The sequence below is a fragment of the Microbacterium thalassium genome, from assembly GCF_014208045.1.
Classification (GTDB): domain Bacteria; phylum Actinomycetota; class Actinomycetes; order Actinomycetales; family Microbacteriaceae; genus Microbacterium; species Microbacterium thalassium.
Map to the genome: position 1 here is coordinate 1 of NZ_JACHML010000001.1, position 22943 is coordinate 22943.

Here is a 22943-nt window from a genome sequence, read left to right on the forward strand (position 1 = left end):
CGCGTTACGCCGAATGGCCACCCTGCGTTGGGTGGCCATTCGGTTTAATGGAAGTCCGGCGGTGTCCTACTCTCCCACAGGGTCCCCCCTGCAGTACCATCGGCGCTGAGAGGCTTAGCTTCCGGGTTCGGAATGTGACCGGGCGTTTCCCTCTCGCTATGGCCGCCGAAACACTATTGATGTTTTCGTATCGGTCGCATAACGAACATGGTTCGTTTGCTGATTCCCGACCGTACATCGGGAACCACTCAGTGGACGCAAGCACCATAGAACGGTGTGTTATCAAGTCATCGGCTTATTAGTACCAGTCAGCTGCACGCATTGCTGCGCTTCCACATCTGGCCTATCAACCCAGTAGTCTGGCTGGGAGCCTCTCACCCCGAAGGGTATGGAAGTCTCATCTTGAGGCCGGCTTCCCGCTTAGATGCTTTCAGCGGTTATCCATCCCGAACGTAGCTAATCAGCGGTGCTCCTGGCGGAACAACTGACACACCAGAGGTTCGTCCAACCCGGTCCTCTCGTACTAGGGTCAGATCCTCTCAAACTTCCTACGCGCGCAGCGGATAGGGACCGAACTGTCTCACGACGTTCTAAACCCAGCTCGCGTACCGCTTTAATGGGCGAACAGCCCAACCCTTGGGACCTACTCCAGCCCCAGGATGCGACGAGCCGACATCGAGGTGCCAAACCATGCCGTCGATATGGACTCTTGGGCAAGATCAGCCTGTTATCCCCGAGGTACCTTTTATCCGTTGAGCGACAGCGCTTCCACAAGCCACTGCCGGATCACTAGTCCCGACTTTCGTCCCTGCTCGACCTGTCAGTCTCACAGTCAAGCTCCCTTGTGCACTTACACTCGCCACCTGATTGCCAACCAGGTTGAGGGAACCTTTGGGCGCCTCCGTTACTTTTTGGGAGGCAACCGCCCCAGTTAAACTACCCACCAGGCACTGTCCCTGAACCGGATCACGGTTCGAAGTTAGACATCCAGAGTGACCAGAGTGGTATTTCAACAACGACTCCACGAACACTGGCGTGTCCGCTTCAAAGTCTCCCACCTATCCTACACAAGCCACACCGAACACCAATACCAAGCTGTAGTAAAGGTCACGGGGTCTTTCCGTCCTGCTGCGCGTAACGAGCATCTTTACTCGTAATGCAATTTCGCCGAGTTCGCGGTTGAGACAGTTGGGAAGTCGTTACGCCATTCGTGCAGGTCGGAACTTACCCGACAAGGAATTTCGCTACCTTAGGATGGTTATAGTTACCACCGCCGTTTACTGGGGCTTAAATTCTGAGCTTCGCCTTGCGGCTGACCCGTCCTCTTAACCTTCCAGCACCGGGCAGGCGTCAGTCCGTATACATCGTCTTGCGACTTGGCACGGACCTGTGTTTTTAGTAAACAGTCGCTACCCACTAGTCTCTGCGGCCTCCAAACGCTTTCGGAGCAAGTCCTAATACGTCGAAGGCCCCCCTTCTCCCGAAGTTACGGGGGCATTTTGCCGAGTTCCTTAACCACGATTCTCTCGATCTCCTCGGTATTCTCTACCTGACCACCTGAGTCGGTTTGGGGTACGGGCGGCTAGAACCTCGCGTCGATGCTTTTCTCGGCAGCATAGGATCACCCACTTTTCATCCGCATCGTGTCTCAGCCTGTATGAGTCACGGATTTGCCTATGACTCGGCCTACGCACTTGCCCCGGGACAACCATCGCCCGGGATGGGCTACCTTCCTGCGTCACACCTGTTAATACGCTAGCCGCACCAGCATGGGGTCGAGCGTTCGCTCAAGCGTCTTCACCCCGAAGGGATCCGTACATCCTGAGTTAGGACTCTTAGCACCACTGGATTAGCTTGGGCGGTTCTTCGCCGGTACGGGAATATCAACCCGTTGTCCATCGACTACGCCTGTCGGCCTCGCCTTAGGTCCCGACTTACCCAGGGAAGATTAGCTTGACCCTGGAACCCTTGGTCTTTCGGAGGACGTGTTTCTCACACGTCTTTCGCTACTCATGCCTGCATTCTCACTCGTGTGGCCTCCACGGCTGGTTCACACCGCCGCTTCGCTGGCCACACGACGCTCTCCTACCCATCAACACGGCTGGACCACGAAGGCCTACCAATAATGTCAATGCCACAACTTCGGTGGCGTGCTTGAGCCCCGTTACATTGTCGGCGCGGAATCACTTGACCAGTGAGCTATTACGCACTCTTTCAAGGGTGGCTGCTTCTAAGCCAACCTCCTGGTTGTCTAAGCAACTCCACATCCTTTCCCACTTAGCACGCGCTTAGGGACCTTAGATGGTGGTCTGGGTTGTTTCCCTCTCGACTATGAAGCTTATCCCCCACAGTCTCACTGCTGCGCTCTCACTTACCGGCATTCGGAGTTTGGCTGACGTCAGTAACCTGGTGGGGCCCATCGGCCATCCAGTAGCTCTACCTCCGGCAAGAAACACGCAACGCTGCACCTAAATGCATTTCGGAGAGAACCAGCTATCACGAAGTTTGATTGGCCTTTCACCCCTATCCACAGCTCATCCCCTCAGTTTTCAACCTAAGTGGGTTCGGCCCTCCACGACGTCTTACCGTCGCTTCAGCCTGGCCATGGATAGATCACTTCGCTTCGGGTCTAGGACACGCGACTGAATCGCCCTATTCAGACTCGCTTTCGCTACGGCTACCCCACACGGGTTAACCTCGCCACGTATCGCTAACTCGCAGGCTCATTCTTCAAAAGGCACGCTGTCACACCTACCAGGGGTGCTCCAACGGTTTGTAAGCAAACGGTTTCAGGTACTATTTCACTCCCCTCCCGGGGTACTTTTCACCTTTCCCTCACGGTACTTGTCCGCTATCGGTCATCTGGGAGTATTTAGGCTTATCAGGTGGTCCTGACAGATTCACACGGGATTTCTCGGGCCCCGTGCTACTTGGGATACGCTCCACGCCAGAACACGCATTTCGACTACGGGGCTGGCACCCACTATGGCCCGCCTTTCAAGACGGTTCGTCTACACGCTTCTGTCACGCCGGCTGCTCGGCAGAACAACCAGGAACGTCCCACAACCCCCCACACGCAACCCCTGCCGGGTATCACACGCATGAGGTTTAGCCTGATCCGCGTTCGCTCGCCACTACTGACGGAATCACTGTTGTTTTCTCTTCCTGCGGGTACTGAGATGTTTCACTTCCCCGCGTTCCCTCTACCCGCCCTATATATTCAGGCGGGAGTCACCAGGTCGGCACGCCGCCTGGCGGGGTTTCCCCATTCGGACACCCTCGGATCAAAACTTGCTTATCAGTTCCCCGAGGCTTATCGCAGATTGCTACGTCCTTCTTCGGCTCCAGATGCCAAGGCATCCACCGTTTGCTCTTAAAGACTTGAAATCACATGAGTTTCATCAAGAATCGAACCCAGACCCCGAAAGGCCTGGATCAGAAATTGACTAATGATCTTTAAGATCATCTATAACGAACCAGACCGAAGTCCGGTTCGAAGATGCTCGCGTCCACTGTGTAGTTCTCAAAGTACGGGCGGTACCCCCACCGCAACCAGCCACAAGGCCGGCGCCAGAAGGGGCCCTGAGAGTCAGCTGCCGTTCAACCGAACGGCATCCGGTCCCTCAGGACCCAACAGCGTGCAGCGCCCACCCTCTGTCCGACAACCCGTTCCAACCGCAAGCGGCGTACTGAGGCCATCGAGAGACGATGAGCGCCTTGTCAAATGTTCCACCCATGAGCTCCGGTCGAGAACATTCGTCTCGAATCCGGCTCTGTCACTCCGAAGAGTGCAGTGCTCCTTAGAAAGGAGGTGATCCAGCCGCACCTTCCGGTACGGCTACCTTGTTACGACTTAGTCCTAATTACCGATCCCACCTTCGACAGCTCCCTCCACAAGGGTTAGGCCACCGGCTTCAGGTGTTACCGACTTTCATGACTTGACGGGCGGTGTGTACAAGACCCGGGAACGTATTCACCGCAGCGTTGCTGATCTGCGATTACTAGCGACTCCGACTTCATGAGGTCGAGTTGCAGACCTCAATCCGAACTGGGACCGGCTTTTTGGGATTCGCTCCACCTCACGGTATTGCAGCCCTTTGTACCGGCCATTGTAGCATGCGTGAAGCCCAAGACATAAGGGGCATGATGATTTGACGTCATCCCCACCTTCCTCCGAGTTGACCCCGGCAGTATCCCATGAGTTCCCACCATTACGTGCTGGCAACATAGAACGAGGGTTGCGCTCGTTGCGGGACTTAACCCAACATCTCACGACACGAGCTGACGACAACCATGCACCACCTGTTCACGAGTGTCCAAAGAGTTCTACATTTCTGCAGCGTTCTCGTGTATGTCAAGCCTTGGTAAGGTTCTTCGCGTTGCATCGAATTAATCCGCATGCTCCGCCGCTTGTGCGGGTCCCCGTCAATTCCTTTGAGTTTTAGCCTTGCGGCCGTACTCCCCAGGCGGGGAACTTAATGCGTTAGCTGCGTCACGGAATCCGTGGAAAGGACCCCACAACTAGTTCCCAACGTTTACGGGGTGGACTACCAGGGTATCTAAGCCTGTTTGCTCCCCACCCTTTCGCTCCTCAGCGTCAGTTACGGCCCAGAGATCTGCCTTCGCCATCGGTGTTCCTCCTGATATCTGCGCATTCCACCGCTACACCAGGAATTCCAATCTCCCCTACCGCACTCTAGTCTGCCCGTACCCACTGCAGGCCCGAGGTTGAGCCTCGGGTTTTCACAGCAGACGCGACAGACCGCCTACGAGCTCTTTACGCCCAATAATTCCGGATAACGCTTGCGCCCTACGTATTACCGCGGCTGCTGGCACGTAGTTAGCCGGCGCTTTTTCTGCAGGTACCGTCACTTTCGCTTCTTCCCTGCTAAAAGAGGTTTACAACCCGAAGGCCGTCGTCCCTCACGCGGCGTTGCTGCATCAGGCTTCCGCCCATTGTGCAATATTCCCCACTGCTGCCTCCCGTAGGAGTCTGGGCCGTGTCTCAGTCCCAGTGTGGCCGGTCACCCTCTCAGGCCGGCTACCCGTCGACGCCTTGGTGAGCCATTACCTCACCAACAAGCTGATAGGCCGCGAGCCCATCCCAGACCGAAAAATCTTTCCAAACGTTGACCATGCGATCACGTCTCGTATCCAGTATTAGACGCCGTTTCCAGCGCTTATCCCAGAGTCCGGGGCAGGTTGCTCACGTGTTACTCACCCGTTCGCCACTGATCCACAGAGCAAGCTCTGCTTCACCGTTCGACTTGCATGTGTTAAGCACGCCGCCAGCGTTCATCCTGAGCCAGGATCAAACTCTCCGTAAAGAAAATTTGCATACACAACCGGGAAAAACGGTCGCGCAGCGAGTTTGATCTGACCAAAGGGATGTCATTGCTGACTATCCATTGCCAACCCCACAAGGGGGCTGGTCTTTGATCCAAAAGGAATTCTCAACCAGCCGAAGCTGGACGAGGATTATTTGGCATTTGACAAGTGCACGCTGTTGAGTTCTCAAGGATCGGATGCTCCCACCACTGGCCCCCTCACCAGGAGGAGATCAGCCCCGCGGGGCAACTTCACTATCTTATCCCATCCGCGCTCCGTGTCAAACCGACCGGCGGCGCGTCCAGCTCGCTTCGCGGCTCGCTGAGCCGCATCCCGAACAGGGGGATGTCCTCCACCTCACGAAGCCCAGACAGACGTCTGTTCTGCGGATTTTGATGGGGGGTGGTCCGCTGCTTGAGGGGGCGGGGCCTTCCGGCCGCTCCGCTCTCCCTTTGGGGCGAACAAGTAATACTTTACGTGGCCCCCACCACTCTGGCGAATCGGCCCCGCATCCCGGGCGTGTCGCACCGCCCCGCCCGTTCGGACCGCCGTCTCGCCGGCCTGCGGCGAGCCGGAATCACCCCGCCGGGCGGTACCGGAAGGCCACCTTCACGATGCCGTGGTCGCCCGTGCCCGTCTCCTTGTGATCGTCCTCGTTGAGGTGATCGTTCTCGATGGTCAGGCCGTCGAACAGCCACACGCGCTCCCGGCTGAGGTCGTAGAACTGCTCGCTCACGAGAACGTGGTCAAGCGACTCCCTCAGGTCCTGGAAGACGTGCGTGTAGTAGACGTCGCGGGTGTCGCGGAACTGCTGCAGCGTCTGCGCCGTGTAGAGGCCGTTGTCCACCCCACCCGTCGAGATGCCCAGCAGGTAGCGCGGCTGCTCGGTCACGATGTTCAGCGTGTTGCTGTGCTGACCGTCGTTGATGTCGCCGAGGACGATCACGGGCGTCGCCGTGGTCTTCATGACATCGGTGAGCAGCACGCGCAGGGCGGCCGCCTCGGCGGTGCGCCGGATCGTGGCCAGTGCCGAGCCGATGGCTTTCCGGTGGGGCTTGAAGGCGGCGGGGTCGGCGACGAACCAGTCCTCCTCGTCGATGCGGCTCGGCAGCTTCGACTTCAGGTGGGTCACGTACACCTCGGTGTTCGGCTGGTCCTCGCGCAGCATCACGGAAAGGTGCAGCACCGGCCGCGAGAAGCCGGAGATGCGCACATCGATCGCCGGCGACTGCACGTCCATCGGCCGCGTGCTCTCGAGGCGGAGGGCATCGGGGAAGTCTTGGATCCACTCGGGGCTTCCCACGAGGAGTCCGGTGCGCACGAGCGCCGCCGTCACGATGCGCGTCCCGTCGGCCGGTTCGGCGACGAGGTCGTACCGGCCCGCGAGACCCGACGCCGCCAGGATCTCGACCATGGCGTCGCGGTGCCAGAGCTCCTGCAGACCGACGATGTCGGCATCCAGCTCGGCCAGGCGGCTCCCGGTCCACGCGACCTTTCTCTCGTACTGCTCCTGGGTCCACGGCGTCTGACCGGGGTGCATGTCACGGCCGGGCAGCTGCAGGTTGTACAGGTTGAATGTGGCGACGCTGAATCGCTGGCGTGTCATCGGACGACCTCCCATCTTCGAGAGCCGCGACCGCAGGGCCCTGATACGAGGCCGGCGCCCATCAGCGCTCGGGCGCGTCGGCGACGCCCTCGGGGAAGTCGTGCTCGAGTTCGTCGTGGCTCACGTGCTCGCCGGGGTGCGGGCGCCGGAACGGCGGCGGCGCGGCCTTCTCGTCGAACGCCGGGCCCGGGGCCGAGCCGTCGTCCTCGTCGAAGATGACGTCCTCGTCGTGATCGATGTCCACCTCGGTGTACGGCTTCGGGCGCGGCGGCTCGTGCGCCGGCATGAAGGGTTCCGCGCTGGACATATGGTCAGTCTCCCAGCCGCCCATCGACGCCACCAGGGGCAAAGGGCCCGGCCGAGGGCGCCCAGGCGTGGCGTCAGTCGCCGACCGTGTCGCCGAGGTTCTCCGAGAGCCAGTCGCACCAGATCGACACGGTCCGCCACCGGTCGCGCACGTCGTCGAGCGCGCCGGGCGCCCACATCCACTCCGCGACAGGCTCGCGGCGCGAGACGGCGAGACGCTTCAGCCGGAGCAGATCGATGTGCGGATGATCGACCGAGAACCCGCGCGGCGCGGTGCGCAGCGCGTCGCCGGCCATGAGTTCGAATCCCGCGTCGCCGACCTCGTCGAGCGTCGCCTCGAGGTCGCCGACGAGCCGGTTGTCGTCGACGATCGCGCGGAAGCGCGCGAGCATCGCCGGGGTCGCCTCGTACAGCCCGCCGCCGAGCATGAGCCCGTCCTCGGAGAGCTGCAGATAGTGCGCGGGAGACGATCGCGTGACCATGCCGATCGCCAGCTTGTACGGGGACTTGTCGGCGCTGAAGCGCACGTCGCGGTACGGACGGAAGATCTTCACCGGCCCGAACTCGCCGGCGAGCTCGTCGCCGATGGCCTCGAACGGCGCACGGACGTTCCGCTCGTAGCGGTCCTTGTTCGCCGTCCACCACTCCTTGGTGTTGTTCTCGCGCAGTTCCGCATAGAAGGCGGGAGCGTCGGGGTTCAGTCCGGAGAAGTTCACGTCGCGATCGTAGCCTCGCTGCTGCGGCAGACGACAGGCCCGGAGCCGCCGAAGCGGACCCGGGCCTGATCAGTCGTGCGTGCCGGAGAGCTCAGAGGGCTCCGCCCGCCGCCGGCGGCGCGTCGGCCTCGACGGCGGCGCCCGAGGGCATGTCGCGGGCGACGAAGTTCTCGATGTCGAAGAGGTTCGTCGTGCGCTCGGCGATGGTCAGCAGCGTCGCCATCGAGGCGACCTCCTCGACCTGCTCCTTGAGGAACCACAGCATCGCCTGCTCGCCGAGACCGTCGCCCTCGGCGCGCGCCGCGGCGAACAGCGCCTGGATCTGCTCGGACACGCGCTTCTCCTGCTCGAGAGAGAGGCGGATCGGCTCGGTGTGGTCGGCGAACTCGGTCTGCACCGCGGGAACGCCCGGGATGGTGACGCCCATGTCGCGGTCGAGACGGTACTGCACGAGCATCATGGCGTGATTGCGCTCTTCGACGGACTGGCGGTAGAAGTGGCTCGCGAGCTGCGGCAGGTCGTGGTCGTCGAACCAGACCGCGATCGCGACATACTGCTGGCTCGCGGCGAACTCGTGGCCGATCTGCTCGGTGAGAAGCTGGTCGAACGTGGTCATGGTGCTCCGATCTCGAGGGCTCGCGTACGCGGCGCCGCCTGTAGGCGGGCGCCACGAGCAGGATATCGACGCCGAGCTATGCGAGCACCTGGTGCATCGTCGTCGAACCGTCCTCGGGGTCGGTGAATCCCAGCTTCCGATACAGCGGCTGCCCGGGCGGGTCGGCAAGGAGCGTCACATAGGCGCCACGCGGCGCGCGATCGCGAATCTCGTCGAGCAGGGACTCGAGGATCCGCCGCCCGATTCCCTGACGCTGGAAGTCCGGATGCGTCGCCATGTCGGCGACGAGCAAGTACCAGCCTCCGTCACCGACCACCCGGCCCATCGCGACGGTGCGCCCATCGCCGGTGACCGCCCGTCGCCACGCCCAGCTGTTGGCGAGTGCGGGCAGCCCCTGGTCCGGCGTCTTCGGCGACAGCCCCGAGACCTCGCGGAGCAGCAGATAGTCGTCGAGGTCGGGTGCGGTCGCTTCGACCCGGATGTCGTCGTCCATGCCGCCCATCCTGACGGACCGGATGGGGTCCGTCAGGATCCTGTGACGTCAGTTGAGCAGGTCCGCCATCTGCTTGCCGATCATCTCGGTCGCCATCTTGGGGTTCAGGCGCGACAGGCGGTCCATCATGGCCGCATCCGACCCGATCGTGGCGCGGAAGCGCCCCTTCTCGATGGCCTCGACGATGACGCGCGCGGCCTCGGTCGGGCTGGTCATCTTGCGCTTGCTCTCGGCACCGGCCTCGGGGGCGGCCTGCAGCCGCGCGCCGGAGTTCGCGGCGATGTTGGTGTCGATCGCGCCCGGGTAGATGGCCGTCACGGCGACGTTCGTCCCGAGCAGCTCGGCGTACAGCGCCTCGGAGAGCAGCGACACCGCCGCCTTCGATGCGCCGTAGACGGCCTGACCGGGAACCGGCGCGTACGCACCCATGCTGGCGACGTTCAGCAGCGACGCCTCGGGACGCTCGGTCAGCAGCGGCAGGAACGCCTTGACCATGTTGATGACTCCCCAGAAGTTCACGTTCATGACCTTCTCGATCTCGGAGTAGTCCAGGTCGATCACGCGCTCGAACTTCTGGATGACGCCAGCGATGTTCGCGACACCGTCGACCGCTCCGTGCGCGGCGACGACGGCCTCGGGAAGAGCCTCGACGGCGGCCCGGTCGGTGATGTTCACGGCATGCATGGTGAACCGGTCGCCGGCCTGGGCGAGTTCGGCCGTGCCCTCCATGCTCTCTTCGTTGAGGTCGACGCCGGCGACGGATGCCCCGCCCGCCAGCAGCCGGAGCGCGACGGCCCGTCCGATGCCGCTGCCTGCGCCGGTGACGACGAAGACCTTTCCTGCGATGTCCATGGTTCTTCCTTCCCGCGCGACGCGCTCCACTGTGCGCCGCGCCCGTTCATGAACCGGACATATACGTCCGGTTACACCCATCGTACGTCCTCGCGGACGCACGGGCGCGACGCGGGCGCACTCCACAGCGAGGTCTCAGGCGTGCCCCGTCGGCCGTCGAGACGCGGCGATCCGCGGGTCGGCGCCGGCGGGCGCACGACGCCGCGCGGGAGACCTCACTCGTCCGCGGTCTCCCGCTTTCCGCGCATCACCAGCAGCGGGTCGGGGGTGCCGATGACCTCGTCGTCCCTGCCCTCGTAGTCGAACTGGGTGAGGAAGTACCGCATCGCGTTCAGGCGCGCGCGCTTCTTGTCGTTGGAGCGGACGATGATCCACGGCGCGTCCTTCTTGTCGGTGCGGCGGAACATCTCCTCCTTGGCCTCGGTGTAGGCCTCCCACTTGTCCAGCGACGCGATGTCCATGGGCGACAGCTTCCAGCGGCGCACGGGATCGAGCTGACGGATCGCGAACCGCGTGCGCTGCTCGGTGCGCGACACCGAGAACCAGAACTTCGTGACGTGGATGCCCGAGTCCACCAGCATCCGCTCGAACGCCGGAGCCTGGTCCATGAAGGTCTCGTACTCCTCGTCGGTGCAGAAGCCCATCACCCGCTCGACGCCGGCCCGGTTGTACCAGGACCGGTCGAACATGACGATCTCGCCGAGGGACGGGAAGTGCTGGATGTACCGCTGGAAGTACCACTGACCGCGCTCGCGGTCGCTGGGCTTGGTCAGGGCGACCACGCGCGCAGACCGCGGATTCATGTGCTCGGTGAACCGCTTGATGGTGCCGCCCTTGCCGGCGGCATCCCGCCCCTCGAACAGGATGATCGCGCGCCGGCCGGTGTCTTCGAGCCAGTACTGGAACTTCAGCAGCTCGACCTGCAGCTTGTACTTCTCGAACTCGTACTCGTCGCGGCTCATCCGCTCGTCGTACGGATACCCCTCCTGCCAGGTGTAGACGGGGTTGCCGCGGGGGTCGATCAGATCGGGGTCGGGCGAGTGGCCGTCGCGGACCGAGTACCCCAGCTGGCGCAGACGCTCGATGTATTCGCGCAGGCTCTCGACGTGAAGCTCTTCCATGCGTGCTCCGTTCCTTGCGCGCGTCTCGCCCCGCCGCCCGGAGGGCGGGACCGTGGACACCGTCGGTGCCGGCCCACGCCCCATCCTGACAGCGCGGCACGCGGGAGCGGAAGCGGCGCGGCGTCTGCTCCCCCTCGGTTCCACGCCATTCGACGGGCCGGGGTCACGACCGAGGCGAGGCTCGACCGGTTCTCAGGTCGGCTGGGGGACGCCGCCGAGCGCCAGGAGCCTGGGCACTCCGATCGGCTCAGCGGCCATGAGCGGGACGACCGCGAGCCGGTCGGCGTACCCGCGGACCCGCTCGAACTGCGACGCCTCGCTGCGCGCGCGGGCGCGCAGGAACGGCGAGGAGGGTCGGGACGCGGCGATCGAGTTGTTGACGACCCACGCCCAGGGGTGGATGCCCGCACGCTCGAGGTCTCCCTGGAGGGCGGCTGCTTCGAGCACCGGGGTGGTCTCGGCGAGCGTGACGATGACCACCTTCGTCTGAGCCGGGTCCTGCAGCCTCATCAGCGGCGTCGTGAACCCGAAGCCGGACTCGCCCATCTGGCGCGCGATCTCGCGGTGATAGGAGCCGGTGGCATCCAGCAGGAGCAGGGTGTGACCGGTCGGCGCGGTGTCGACGATGACGAACCGGCGGCGCGACTGGTGCACGACGTGGGAGAACTGCTGGAAGACGGCGACCTCCTCAGTGCACGGGGACATGAGGTCCTCGGCGAGGGCCGTGCGGCCGTCCTCGTCGAGCCCTGCGCCCTTCGTCTCCATCACATGAGCCCGGTACTGCTCGAGCGCTGTCACGGGGTCGATCCGCGACACCGTGAGGTCGCCGATCCCGCCATCGAGGGTCGCCGTGAGGTGCGCCGCCGGATCGGTCGTCGTGAGCAGCACGTCGTGACCGCGCGCGGCGAGCGCGACCGCGACCGAGGCGGCGACCGTGGTCTTGCCCACGCCGCCCTTGCCCATGAACATCACCAGGCCGTGCCCGTCGGATTCGATGGCGTCGACGAGCACGCCCAGGTCGGCATCCGCGATCTCCACGTCCTCCGACGAATCGGCGGCGGCGTCGGCGGCGGGCGGCGCGAACAGCGCGCGGAGCGCGTCGACGCCCACGATGTTGTGCGCCGTGAGCCCGATGACGTCGCGCGGGAGCACGGCCAGAGTCGCCGGCATCGCCGCGAGGGCGGCGGATTCGCGTTCGCGGACCGCGACCGCGAGGGGCTCCTCGCCGGCCGCTTCGGGCAGCACGCCGTTGACGACCATGCGAGAGTCCGTCATCCCGATGGCGGAGAGCTCGCCCAGGGTGCGGGCCGCCTCCTCGAGCGACGAGGTCTGCGGGCGGGCGACCAGGATCAGGCGGGTGCGGGTGGGATCGGTCAGCGCCGCGACGGCGGCGGCGTACGTGGCGCGATGCTTGTCGAGCCCCGAGAGCGGCCCGAGGCATGAGGCGTCTCCGCCCGTGGCGAGGAACTCGGTCCAGGATCCCGGCAGCTGGAGCAGTCGGATCGTGTGCCCGGTCGGCGCGGTGTCGAACACGATGTGGTCGTAGCCGGCATAGGCCGCCTCATCGGTGAGCAGCTCGGTGAACTCGTCGAACGAGGCGATCTCGGTGGTGCACGACCCCGACAGGCTCTCGGCGATGCCCGCGAGCTCGACCTCGGGGAGGAGCCCGCGCACCGGCCCGATGATGCGCTCGCGGTAGGCATCCGCGGCCGCCTCCGGATCGATCTCGAGGGCGTCGAGGCCGGGGACCGCGGTGATCTCGGTGACGGTGTTGCCGACCGTCACGTCGAAGACCTGTCCGACGTTGGACGCGGGATCGGTGCTCACCAGCAGCACCCGCCGCCCGCGCGCGGCGAGGTCGACCGCCGTCGCGCACGCGACCGAGGTCTTGCCGACGCCGCCCTTGCCGGTGAAGAACAGGAACCGCGGGGCCCGGTCGAGGAAGCGCATGCTCGTGTCAGCAGCAGCCGGAGCCGCCGCAGCAGCCCGAGGACGCGGCGCCGGATAGCCCGAGCTCGGTCCGCCCGTCCGGCGCGGGCGGCGGCGCGCCGACGCCGGCGACCTCGAGGAGCAGCTCTCGCGTCGGGTACCCGCCCGCCGCGATCGTCACGCCGTCGGCGATCGTGAGAGGAAGCCCCTTCGAGCCCACGGTGTGCATGAACCCGCGCACGGTCTCATCGGTCGTGAAGGCGACCGGGTCGTTCGCGAGGTTGTGGCGGCTGATGTCCACGCCGAGCTCTTGGAGTCGGCGGACGTCGGCGGTGATGGTCACCAGGGCCTCGTCGACGTCGACACCGCACACACCGGTATCGCAGCACAGGGCGGCTTCGTAGATGCGGATCGCGGTCATGTCGTGTCCTCCATCTCCATCCTCCGCCCCATCGAGGAGTGTCCCAGAGGTGGCTCCCGCTGAACGGGAGCCCCGCACGTGCGGCAGAGTGGACGTACGACCCGAAGATCGAGGAGGGCGCGGGTGACCCGGAAGAAGCGGATCCTGTTCTGCCCCGTCACGTTCAACCTGGCCGAGACGACGCGGATGATCCAGGTCGCGCGTGCACTGGGCGCCGGGTGCGACCCCGTGTTCATGGGGTACGAACACGACTTCGTGCACCTCATCACGGATGCCGGGTTCCCCTACATCGCGTGCGAACCGGCCTGGAGCGACGCCGAACGCGATCAGGCGATGGCCTTCGACCAGGGCCGGTCGATGACGAGTCCGTTCACGCGGGAGCTCGTCGCGGCGCGGGTCGCCCGCGAGCGGGAGCTCATCCGCGAGCACGACGCGCGCGCGGTCGTGACGGGCTCGAACCTCACGTCGTTCATCGCGGCGCGCGCCGAGAGCGTGCCGCTCTTCTTCCCGGTGCCGTTCGCCCTCACCGAGCCGCAGGTGGCGCAGACGCCCCATCTGTGGCTCGTGCAGGGCCGGGGCCGGCTCGCGCGCATCGCGGACCGCCTCGCCACGGCCGCGTTCCGCGGGTTCTACAACTCCGTGCCGCTCGCCCCGAAGGCCTTCGCGACGGTGGCTCGCGACAACGGCGTTCCGCCGCTGAAGACGATCGGCTCGCTCATCACCGCCGACCACAACCTGCTGACCGAGATGCCGTGGGAGCTCGACGGCTTCACGCTGCCGCCCTCGTTCACGCGCGTCGGCCCGATCTTCGCCGACATCGACGCGCCGATCCCGCCGATCGTCGAAGAGCTCGCGGCCCGCGACGAACCGCTCGTGTACCTCGCACTGGGGTCGTCGGGCAACCGCGAACTCGCGCTCCAGTGCGCGGACGGGCTGGGCAAGCTCCCGGTGAACGTCGTCGCCCCCATCCGCCAGTTCGTGCGCGACGACGACGAGCTGCCCCCGAACATCCACGTGACGGACCTGCTGCCGGCGCCGAAGCTCGGCGGGCTCGTCGACGCGGCGGTCATCCACGGCGGCCAGGGAACCGTCCAGACGGCGTGCGCGACCGGCGTGCCGTTCGTGGGCATGGGCCTGCAGCCCGAGCAGACGTGGCACGTGCGTCTGTGCGAGAAGCGCGGGAACGCGATCTCGCTCCCGCCGAAGAAGGCGGGCAGCACCGAATTCGTCCTCGCCGTCGATCGCGTGCTCCACGACCCCGCCGTCCGCCGCGCGGCCGAAGAGGTCCGGGCCGCCTACGCGACCGAGGACGGCGCCGCCGCATCGGCGCGGTACATCGAGCAGCACATCTAGCGCGACTGCGCTGCTCGCGGCGCGGCCGCCCCTACCAGGACGATGCCGCCGGCACCCGCTCGCCCGCGCGCCACACGGCGGCGGTGAGCGGGACGCCGGGGCGATAGGCCAGGTGCGAGATCGAGGGGGCGTCGAGCACCTGCAGGTCGGCGCGACCGCCCACGGCGAGCATGCCGACGGCATCCGGGCTGTCCTGCACGCCGAGCGCGACCGCGCCGCCGCGGGTCGCCGCCCACACCGCCTCTTCGATCGAGAGGTGCATCTGCAGCACCGCGGTCGCGACGCAGTACTGCATCGAGGTGGTGTAGCTGGTGCCGGGGTTGCAGTTCGTCGCGATCGCGACGGTCGCCCCCGCGTCCCGCAGCCGGCGTGCGGGCGCGAGCGGCTCGCGCGTCGACAGGTCGCATGCCGGCAGGACGGTGGCGACCGTGTCGGAGCCGGCGAGCGCGTCGACGTCGGCGTCGGTGAGGGCGTTGCAGTGGTCGACGCTCGCCGCGCCCAGCTCCACCGCGAGCGCGACGCCCCCGCCGTGACCGAGCTGGTTGCCGTGGACGCGCAGGCCGAGGCCCGCGCGTCGCCCGGCCTCGAGCACCTCGCGCGACTGCTCGACGTCGAACGCCCCGCGCTCGCAGAACACGTCGATGAACCGCACCCACGGCGCGACCGCGTCGAGCATCGGCCCGGTGACGAGATCCAGGTACTCCCGCGCGTCGATGCCCTCGGGCACGACGTGCGCGCCCAGGAACGTGACGATGTCGGCCTCGGCCGCGGCGATGCGGGCCGACGCCTCCTCCGAGGCGACGTCGAGGCCGTAGCCGGTCTTCGTCTCGAGGAACGTGGTCCCCTGACGCAGCGCCTCGCCCCGCAGCCGGCTCAGGTTGCCGGCCAGCTCTGCCTCGGTCGCCGCGCGCGTGGCGCGCACCGTCGTGGCGATGCCTCCGGCGGCGTACTTCTGCCCGGCCATGCGCGCCTCGAACTCCGCGGACCGGTCGCCCGCGAACACCATGTGCGTGTGCGAGTCGACCCACCCCGGCAGCACCGCGCGCCCGGCGACCGAGACGGACTCATCCGCCGCCGGGGCGTCGGCAGCGGAGCCGATCCACGCGATGCGGTCGCCCTCGATGACGAGCGCGGCGTCGGTGAGCCGCGGCTCGCCCGGCACCTGCGTGGTGAGCTCTCCGATGTCGGTGATCAGCTGGGAACGGGCCATGTCACTCCTTCGCGGACGGGAGGGGGAAGGCGGCGAGCGCGTCGGCGAGGAGCCGCGCGGGCTCGGTTCCGCGCCGGCGGCCGGCGCCGGCCGGAGCCAGGGCGCCCGACGCGGCGCGCACCGTCCCGCCGACGACCACCCGCTGAACGTCGGATGCCGTGGCCGCGAGCGCGATCTGCGCGAGGTCGGCGCCGACCGTGCGCACCGACGCGGTGTCGACTTCGACGAGGTCGCACAGGGCTCCCCGGCGGATGCCGCCGGTCAGCCCCAGCGACGCGTAGCCGCTCGCGGTGAGGGCGTCCGTCAGCGCGGCGGGGCCGAACCGGCCGCGCCGGCCGGACGCGAGCCGCTCGCCGGCCTCGAGCCCGCGAGCCTCGAGGAACGGATCGACGACGGCGTTCTGGTCGGAGCCGAGTGCGATGCGAGCACCCGCGTCCGCGAGCCGGCGGGCCGGCCCGATGCCGTCGCCGAGGTCGGCCTCGGTGGTCGGGCACATCGCGATCGTCACGCCGGCGTCGCCCAGCATCCGGATGTCGTCTTCGGCGAGGTGCGTCGCGTGTACGGCGCTCAGCCGCGGCGACAGCGCGCCCGCGCGGTCGAGGACGCCCGTCGGCGTGAGACCGTGCGCGCGCACGCAGTCCTCGTTCTCCTGCGGCTGCTCGGAGAGGTGGACGTGCAGGGGGACGTCCGCGGGCAGCGCCCGCACGATCTCGGTGATGTCGTCCGGGGCGACGGCCCGCACCGAGTGCACCGCGGCGCCGAGCACGGTGTCGGCCGGCAGCGCGTCGCGCAGGCTCTCCCAGCGTGCGAGCCACCGGGCGGGGGTGCCGTCGCCGAATCGACGCTGATCCGGCGACGGCGGCTTTCCGATGCCACCCGTGAGGTAGCACGTGTCGAGGAGGGTGAGGCGGATCCCGACGGACCGCGCTGCTTCGGCGAGCGCGAGTTCCATCGCGTGGGCGGGGTCGTACGGCGAGCCGTCCGGGCGGTGGTGCACGTAGTGGAACTCGCCCACAGCGGTCCAGCCGGCGGCGAGCATCTCGGCGAAGACGCCGAGCGCGAGGTCGTGATAGCGCTCGGGGTCGAGGCGTGCGGCCGCCGCATACATCTGCTCGCGCCAGCGCCAGAAGTCGCCGCCGTCGTCGTGCGTGCGGGCGCGCAGCACCCGGTGGAAGGCGTGCGAGTGCGCGTTGCCGATGCCGGGCAGAGCGAACCCGAGACGCAGATCGCCCGGCTGCGGTGCGACCCCGAGCGCGACGCCGTCGATGCGGCCGTCAGCGTCGGCGTCCAGCCGGACGCCCGCCTCGACGACGCCGTCGACGAGGGCCGCCTCGCAGTGGATCGTCACACCAGACCTCGCAGCACGTGGGTCAGCGCCACGACGCCCGCGACGCAGTCCTCGAGCGTGGCATGCTCCTCGGGCGAATGCGAGACGCCCGACGGGTTGCGCACGAACAGCATCGCGGTGGGCACATGCGCCGAGAGGATGCCGGCGTCGTGCCCGGCGCCGGTCGGCAGGGCCGGGATGCCGCCGAGCGTCGCGGCGAGCCGGTCGCGCAGGGCCGGGTCGAACACGACCTGCCCGCTCCAGGACTCCTCCGTGACGCGCGCCTCGCACTGCTCGGCGGCCGCGGCGTCCTGCACGCGCGCCGTGATCTCGGCGACGAGCGACCGGGCGTCGCCGTCGAGGTCGCTGCGGGCGTCGAGCCACGTCGTGACGCGCGACGGGATGACGTTGGTGCCGCCCGGAACGGCCTCGATGCGCCCCACCGTGGCGCGATCGTCGCCGCGCGCGGCGTCGCGGATCGCGAGGATGCCGCGCGAGGCCGCGATCATGGGATCCCGGCGGTCGGCCATGCGCGTCGCCCCGGCGTGGTTGCCCTCGCCGGTGAAGTCGATGCGCCAGCGGCCGTGGGCCAGGATGCTCGAGGCGACGGCGAGCGGGCTGTCGAGGTCGATGAGGCCGCGGCCCTGCTCGACGTGCAGCTCGATGAAGACGCCGATCCGGGCCAGCGTCTCGGGATCGTGCCCGACGAAGCGGGGGTCGGTGCCGTTCGCCGCGGCGGCGTCGGCGAAGGTGACGCCGTCGGCGTCGGTGAGGGCGCGCACCCGGTCGGCCGTCATCGCGCCGGTCAGCAGCCGCGATCCGAGGCACGCGACGCCGAAGCGGGAGCCCTCCTCCTCGGCGAACACGACCACGGCGCAGGGGCGGGTCGGGGTGACGCCGTCGGCCTGCAGCATCGCGATCGCGTCGAGGGCGCTCGCCACGCCCAGCGGGCCGTCGAACTCGCCGCCGCCGGGAACCGAGTCGAGGTGGCTGCCGAGCACGACCGCATCCGCCCCGGGCGAACCCCACCAGGCCCAGATGTTGCCGTTGCGGTCGGTCTCGACATCGAGGCCGAGGGCCGCCGCACGGGCACGGAACCACTCCCGCAGTTCGAGCTCCGCCGTGTCCCACACGTGCCGCGAGTAGCCGCCGCGGACCCGGTCGCGGCCGACGTCGACGATCTCGTCGAGACCGGTCAGGCGACCGTGGGCGACCGCGGGCTGGATCACGCCTGCTCCTCCATGGGGATGCGCAGGCCCCGCTCGCGGGCGACCTCGCGGGCACGCTCGTAGCCGGCGTCGACGTGACGCATGACGCCCGTGCCGGGATCGTTGACGAGCACGCGCTCGATCTTCTCGGCCGCCAGCGGCGTGCCGTCGGCGACCACGACCTGACCGGCATGGATCGAGCGGCCGATGCCGACGCCGCCGCCGTGGTGCAGCGACACCCACGTCGCGCCCGACGCGGTGTTCAGCAGCGCGTTGAGCAGCGGCCAGTCGGCGATCGCGTCGGACCCGTCGGCCATCGCCTCGGTCTCGCGGTAGGGCGAGGCGACCGAGCCGGAGTCGAGGTGGTCGCGGCCGATGACGACCGGCGCCGACAGCTCGCCGGAGGCGACCATCTCGTTGAACTTCAGTCCGGCGAGGTGGCGCTCCTTGTAGCCGAGCCAGCAGATGCGCGCGGGCAGGCCCTCGAAGTGGACCTTCTCGGCCGCTCCCGTGATCCAGCGGCGCAGCTTCTCGTTCTCGGGGAAGAGCTCGAGGATCGCGCGATCGGTCGCCGCGATGTCGGCGGGGTCGCCCGACAGCGCCGCCCAGCGGAACGGGCCGAGGCCCTCCGCGAACAGCGGGCGGATGTAGGCGGGGACGAAGCCGGGGAAGTCGAACGCCCGGTCGCAGCCGCCTAGCTGCGCCTCGGCGCGGATCGAGTTGCCGTAGTCGAAGACCTCGGCACCGGCATCCTGGAATCCGACCATCGCCTCGACCTGCTTGGCCATCGACGCACGGGCTGCCGCGGTGAAGCCCTCGGGGTCGGCTTCGGCCTTCGCGTGCCACTCCTCGACGCCGACGCCCTCGGGCAGGTAGCTGAGCGGGTCGTGCGCCGAGGTCTGGTCGGTGACGATGTCGATCGGCACCCCGCGCTCGAGCAGCTCGGGGAAGACGGTCGCGGCGTTGCCGACGAGGCCGACCGACAGGGGGCGGCGCTCGGTCTTCGCCGCGAGCACGCGAGCGAGCGCGTCGTCGAGGTCCTCGGTCATCTCGTCGAGATAGCCGTGGTCGACGCGACGCTGCAGGCGCGCGGGGTCGACGTCGACGATCAGCACGACACCCTCGTTCATGGTGACGGCGAGCGGCTGCGCGCCGCCCATGCCGCCGGCGCCGCCGGTGAGCGTCAGGGTTCCGGCCAGGGTGCCGCCGAAGCGCTTGTCGGCGACGGCCGCGAAGGTCTCGTACGTGCCCTGCAGGATGCCCTGCGTGCCGATGTAGATCCACGAGCCGGCGGTCATCTGGCCGTACATCGTCAGGCCCGCCTGCTCGAGGCGGCGGAACTCGGGCCACGTCGCCCAGTCGCCGACGAGGTTCGAGTTCGCGATCAGCACGCGCGGCGCCCATTCGTGGGTGCGGAACACGCCGACGGGCTTGCCGGACTGCACCAGCAGCGTCTCGTCGAGCTCGAGCGTCTCGAGGGTGCGGACGATCGCGTCGTAGGCCTCCCAGCTGCGGGCGGCGCGACCCGTGCCGCCGTAGACGACGAGGTCGTCGGGGCGCTCGGCGACCTCGGGGTCGAGGTTGTTCATGAGCATGCGGAGCGGAGCCTCGGTGGCCCAGCCCTTGGTCGTGATCTCGGAGCCGCGCGCGGCGCGGACGGTGCGGGGCAGGTGCTCGGTCATCTCGGTGTCCTTCGTTGGTTCAGGCGAGGGTGTCGACGGCGGTCTCGGCGGCGGCGAGCAGGCTGCCCGCGGCGACCTCGTCGACGACGGATTCGATCTCGGGCGACAGGAAGCGGTCGTGGCCGGGCCCGGCGACGCGCGTGCGGATGCGGGCGACCACGGCGGCGGTCGCGGGGGCGGGGGTCAGCGGTGCGCGCAGGTCCAGCGCACGCGCCGCCGTGAGCGCCTCGATCGCGAGCACGCGGGTGAGACCGTCGATCGCCCGGCGGAGCTTGCGTGCCGCGGCCCAGCCCATCGAGACATGGTCCTCCTGCATCGCCGACGACGGGATCGAGTCGACGGATGCGGGAGCCGCGAGCCGCTTGAGCTCCGACACGATGCCCGCGGCGGTGTACTGCGCGATCATGAGGCCGGAGTCGACGCCGGCGTCGTGGGCGAGGAAGGCGGGGAGCCCGTGGCTGCGGGCCGGGTCCAGCATCCGGTCGGTGCGACGCTCCGACATGCTCGCGACGTCTGCGGCGGCGATCGCGAGGAAGTCGAGCACGTACGCGACCGGGGCGCCGTGGAAGTTGCCGTTCGACTCGACGCGGTGGTCGAGGGTCACGACCGGATTGTCGATCGCCGAGGCCAGCTCGCGCTCGGCCACGAGGGTCGCGTGCGCCAGGGTGTCGCGCGCGGCGCCGTGCACCTGCGGCGCGCACCGCAGCGAGTAGGCGTCCTGCACGCGCGTGCAGTCGTCGCCGCGGTGGCTGGCGACGATGGCGGAACCGGCCAGCACGCGGCGCATGTTCGCGGCCGCGGCGCGCTGGCCGAGCTGGGGACGCAGCCGCTGCAGGTCGTCGGCGAAGGCGGCGTCGGTGCCGAGCAGCGCCTCGACGCTCATCGCCGCGGTGATGTCGGCGGTGGTCGCCAGCATCCGCAGGTCGTGGATCGCGAGCAAGAGCATCCCGAGCATGCCGTCGGTGCCGTTGACGAGCGCCAGGCCCTCCTTCTCGGCGAGGACGACCGGCTCGATGCCGGCTGCGGCGAGCGCCTCGGCGGCCGGCAGGAACGTGCCGGCGGCGTCGCGCACCGTGCCCTCGCCCATCACCGCGAGCGCGACGTGCGACAGCGGAGCGAGGTCGCCCGAGCACCCGAGCGAGCCGTACTCGCGCACGACCGGGGTGATGCCGGCGTTGAGGAGGGCCGCGTAGGTCTCGGCGGTCTGGAGCCGGACGCCGGTGCGTCCGGTCAGCAGGGTCGACAGGCGCAGGAGCATGAGGGCGCGGATCACCTCGCGCTCGACCTCGTCGCCCGAGCCGGCGGCGTGGGAGCGGATGAGGCTCTGCTGAAGCTGGGTGCGCTGCTCGGTTCCGATGAAGGTGGTCGCGAGCGCGCCGAATCCGGTGGAGATCCCGTAGTGGGGAGCCGGGTCGGTCGCGAGCTCCTCGATCGTGCGGCGGCTGGCGATGACCGCGGCGCGCGCGTCCTCGCCGATCTCGACGACGGCGCCCTGCCGCGCGACGGCGACGACGTCGTCGATCGAGACGGGGCCGGTGCCGACGACGACCGCGGTGCGGGTGGGGGTGGTGCTGAGCATGGTTCCATCACACGTCATCGTGATGCGGCGGGGTTGGCGCCCCGGGCAGATTCTGTCTCATATGTGAGACAGTGGCCCCATGACCGCCCCCGCCGAGTCCGCCCCGGCCGCGCGCCACACCCTCGCGATCCTGCGGCACCTGTCGATGCAGCGCGGGCCGGTCACCGCGTCGAGCATCGCGGCCGACCTCGACCTGCCGCGCTCGACGGTGTACCGCCTGCTCGGCGTCCTCGAGGACTTCGGGTTCGTGCTGCACTTCCCCGAGGCCCGCCGCTACGGCATCGGGCTCGCCGCGTTCGAGATCAGCTCCGGCTTCTCACGGCAGGAGCCGCTGACGAGGCTCGGCGGTCCTGTGCTCGCCGGGCTCGTCGACCGGCTCGGCGAGAGCGGGCATCTCGCGGTGCTTCACGGCCGGGACGTGATCTATCTCATCGAGGAGCGCGCACCACGCCGCCCCTCGCTCGTGTCGGACGTCGGCGTACGCCTGCCCAGCCACCTCACCGCCAGTGGCCTGGCGATGCTCGCGGCACTCCCCAAGCCGCAGCTGCGCGCACTGTTCCCCGATGCGAACGCGTTCACGCAGCGCGGGGAGCCGGCCATCTCGAGCTACTCGGCCCTGTCGCGCGAACTGGTCGACGTGCGCGCGCGGGGGCACGCGATCGAGAACGGCGAGATCACACCCGGCCTGTCATCGGTCGCCGTCGCGGTGCGCGACCACGCCGACTGGCCGATCGCGAGCATCGCGGTGACGTTCGCGTCGGAGCTGGCGGAGGAGTCGGTCGGCGAGATCGTGACGCAGGTCACCGCCGCGGCATCCGATCTCTCGCGCCGCGTCCAGGGCCGCCCGCCGACCGCCACCGGGCCGGCTCAGGGGTTGTCGCGCCGCTCCTTCTCGAGGTAGTGCTGAGCGAGCCGCCGCTCGACCTGGCGGCCGTCGACGAACCAGGCGAGCACGTGGAACAGCAGCCCGACGCCCCAGAACACGGTGACCCAGAAGGCCCACTGGATGCCGGGCCCGGTCCACAGATCCAGGAACCAGAGCATCCCGTTGATGATGACGTACACGCCGACGTGCCAGAGCAGGCCCGTGGTGGCCTTGGCCCGACGGAACGCAAGCTGCTCCTCGGTGAGTCCGCTGATGTCGGACATGGTCTTCTCCTCTTCTCTTGTTCGTGTCTGTCGTTCGGTACCGGGGG

At 67.8% G+C, this 22943-nt stretch carries 17 protein-coding genes and 3 rRNA genes; 2 read left to right on the forward strand and 18 right to left on the reverse strand.

The window, feature by feature from the left end; genetic code table 11:
- Window positions 1-53 precede the first annotated feature (53 nt).
- The 12 genes from rrf to arsD form a co-directional block, all read right to left on the reverse strand.
- Window positions 54-170, reverse strand: a 5S ribosomal RNA gene (gene rrf, locus HD594_RS00005).
- A 108-nt stretch (window positions 171-278) separates the two neighbouring features.
- Window positions 279-3387 (reverse strand): 23S ribosomal RNA (locus HD594_RS00010).
- A gap of 417 nt (window positions 3388-3804) precedes the next feature.
- A 16S ribosomal RNA gene (locus HD594_RS00015) occupies window positions 3805-5327 on the reverse strand.
- Together the 16S, 23S and 5S rRNA genes form the textbook arrangement of a ribosomal RNA operon.
- A gap of 578 nt (window positions 5328-5905) precedes the next feature.
- Window positions 5906-6934 carry an endonuclease/exonuclease/phosphatase family protein gene (locus HD594_RS00020; protein WP_184748990.1) on the reverse strand — a complete coding sequence of 343 codons (1029 nt, stop codon included), beginning with the start codon at window positions 6932-6934 and terminating at the stop codon, window positions 5906-5908.
- 61 nt (window positions 6935-6995) lie between these two features.
- The gene (locus HD594_RS00025) at window positions 6996-7241 is read right to left on the reverse strand and encodes a hypothetical protein (protein WP_184748991.1); all 246 of its coding nucleotides are present in this window, start codon (window positions 7239-7241) and stop codon (window positions 6996-6998) included.
- Window positions 7242-7314: 73 nt separating this feature from the next.
- Entirely contained in the window at window positions 7315-7956 is a 642-nt protein-coding gene (locus HD594_RS00030; protein ID WP_184748992.1) for a DUF2461 domain-containing protein, read from the reverse strand.
- 91 nt (window positions 7957-8047) lie between these two features.
- Entirely contained in the window at window positions 8048-8572 is a 525-nt protein-coding gene (locus HD594_RS00035) for a ferritin (protein ID WP_184748993.1), read from the reverse strand.
- A 76-nt stretch (window positions 8573-8648) separates the two neighbouring features.
- The gene (locus HD594_RS00040) at window positions 8649-9065 is read right to left on the reverse strand and encodes a GNAT family N-acetyltransferase (RefSeq protein WP_184748994.1); all 417 of its coding nucleotides are present in this window, start codon (window positions 9063-9065) and stop codon (window positions 8649-8651) included.
- A 48-nt stretch (window positions 9066-9113) separates the two neighbouring features.
- A complete protein-coding gene (locus tag HD594_RS00045) occupies window positions 9114-9917 on the reverse strand; it encodes an SDR family NAD(P)-dependent oxidoreductase (RefSeq protein ID WP_184748995.1) in 804 nt (267 codons plus the stop codon).
- A 215-nt stretch (window positions 9918-10132) separates the two neighbouring features.
- The gene (gene ppk2 / locus HD594_RS00050; protein WP_184748996.1) at window positions 10133-11038 is read right to left on the reverse strand and encodes a polyphosphate kinase 2; all 906 of its coding nucleotides are present in this window, start codon (window positions 11036-11038) and stop codon (window positions 10133-10135) included.
- 192 nt (window positions 11039-11230) lie between these two features.
- Window positions 11231-12988 (reverse strand): arsenical pump-driving ATPase, encoded by a 1758-nt coding sequence (gene arsA / locus HD594_RS00055; RefSeq protein ID WP_184748997.1) that lies wholly within the window; start codon window positions 12986-12988, stop codon window positions 11231-11233.
- Window positions 12989-12995: 7 nt separating this feature from the next.
- Window positions 12996-13388, reverse strand: a complete 393-nt coding sequence (arsD, locus tag HD594_RS00060; protein WP_184748998.1) for an arsenite efflux transporter metallochaperone ArsD — start codon at window positions 13386-13388, stop codon at window positions 12996-12998.
- Between the two features lie 123 nt (window positions 13389-13511).
- On the opposite strand from arsD, the gene HD594_RS17770 reads away from it, so the two are divergent.
- Entirely contained in the window at window positions 13512-14741 is a 1230-nt protein-coding gene (locus HD594_RS17770; protein ID WP_184748999.1) for a glycosyltransferase, read from the forward strand.
- 31 nt (window positions 14742-14772) lie between these two features.
- Here the strand turns inward: HD594_RS17770 and hutI are convergent, their stop codons facing one another.
- From hutI to hutH, 5 genes are read right to left on the reverse strand one after another with little or no spacing between them, the layout of a single operon-like run.
- The gene (hutI, locus tag HD594_RS00070) at window positions 14773-15951 is read right to left on the reverse strand and encodes an imidazolonepropionase (RefSeq protein WP_184749000.1); all 1179 of its coding nucleotides are present in this window, start codon (window positions 15949-15951) and stop codon (window positions 14773-14775) included.
- Window position 15952: 1 nt separating this feature from the next.
- Window positions 15953-17299, reverse strand: a complete 1347-nt coding sequence (locus tag HD594_RS00075) for a formimidoylglutamate deiminase (RefSeq protein ID WP_184749001.1) — start codon at window positions 17297-17299, stop codon at window positions 15953-15955.
- The gene (locus tag HD594_RS17220; protein ID WP_271171250.1) at window positions 17296-18507 is read right to left on the reverse strand and encodes an allantoate amidohydrolase; all 1212 of its coding nucleotides are present in this window, start codon (window positions 18505-18507) and stop codon (window positions 17296-17298) included. Before HD594_RS17220 ends, HD594_RS00075 begins: the two co-directional genes overlap by 4 nt.
- On the reverse strand, window positions 18504-20168 hold the full coding sequence (hutU, locus tag HD594_RS17225; RefSeq protein ID WP_246413776.1) for a urocanate hydratase: 1665 nt from the start codon (window positions 20166-20168) through the stop codon (window positions 18504-18506). The genes HD594_RS17220 and hutU overlap by 4 nt, the downstream gene beginning before the upstream one ends.
- A 19-nt stretch (window positions 20169-20187) precedes the next feature.
- Window positions 20188-21747, reverse strand: a complete 1560-nt coding sequence (gene hutH / locus HD594_RS00085; protein ID WP_184749002.1) for a histidine ammonia-lyase — start codon at window positions 21745-21747, stop codon at window positions 20188-20190.
- Window positions 21748-21826: 79 nt separating this feature from the next.
- Here hutH and HD594_RS00090 point away from each other — a divergent pair, with 79 nt between their 5' ends.
- Complete coding sequence (locus tag HD594_RS00090) at window positions 21827-22648, forward strand: IclR family transcriptional regulator (RefSeq protein WP_184749003.1); 822 nt, start codon at window positions 21827-21829, stop codon at window positions 22646-22648.
- Here the strand turns inward: HD594_RS00090 and HD594_RS00095 are convergent.
- The gene (locus tag HD594_RS00095) at window positions 22615-22896 is read right to left on the reverse strand and encodes a 2TM domain-containing protein (RefSeq protein WP_184749004.1); all 282 of its coding nucleotides are present in this window, start codon (window positions 22894-22896) and stop codon (window positions 22615-22617) included. The genes HD594_RS00090 and HD594_RS00095 overlap by 34 nt on opposite strands.
- Window positions 22897-22943 lie beyond the last annotated feature (47 nt).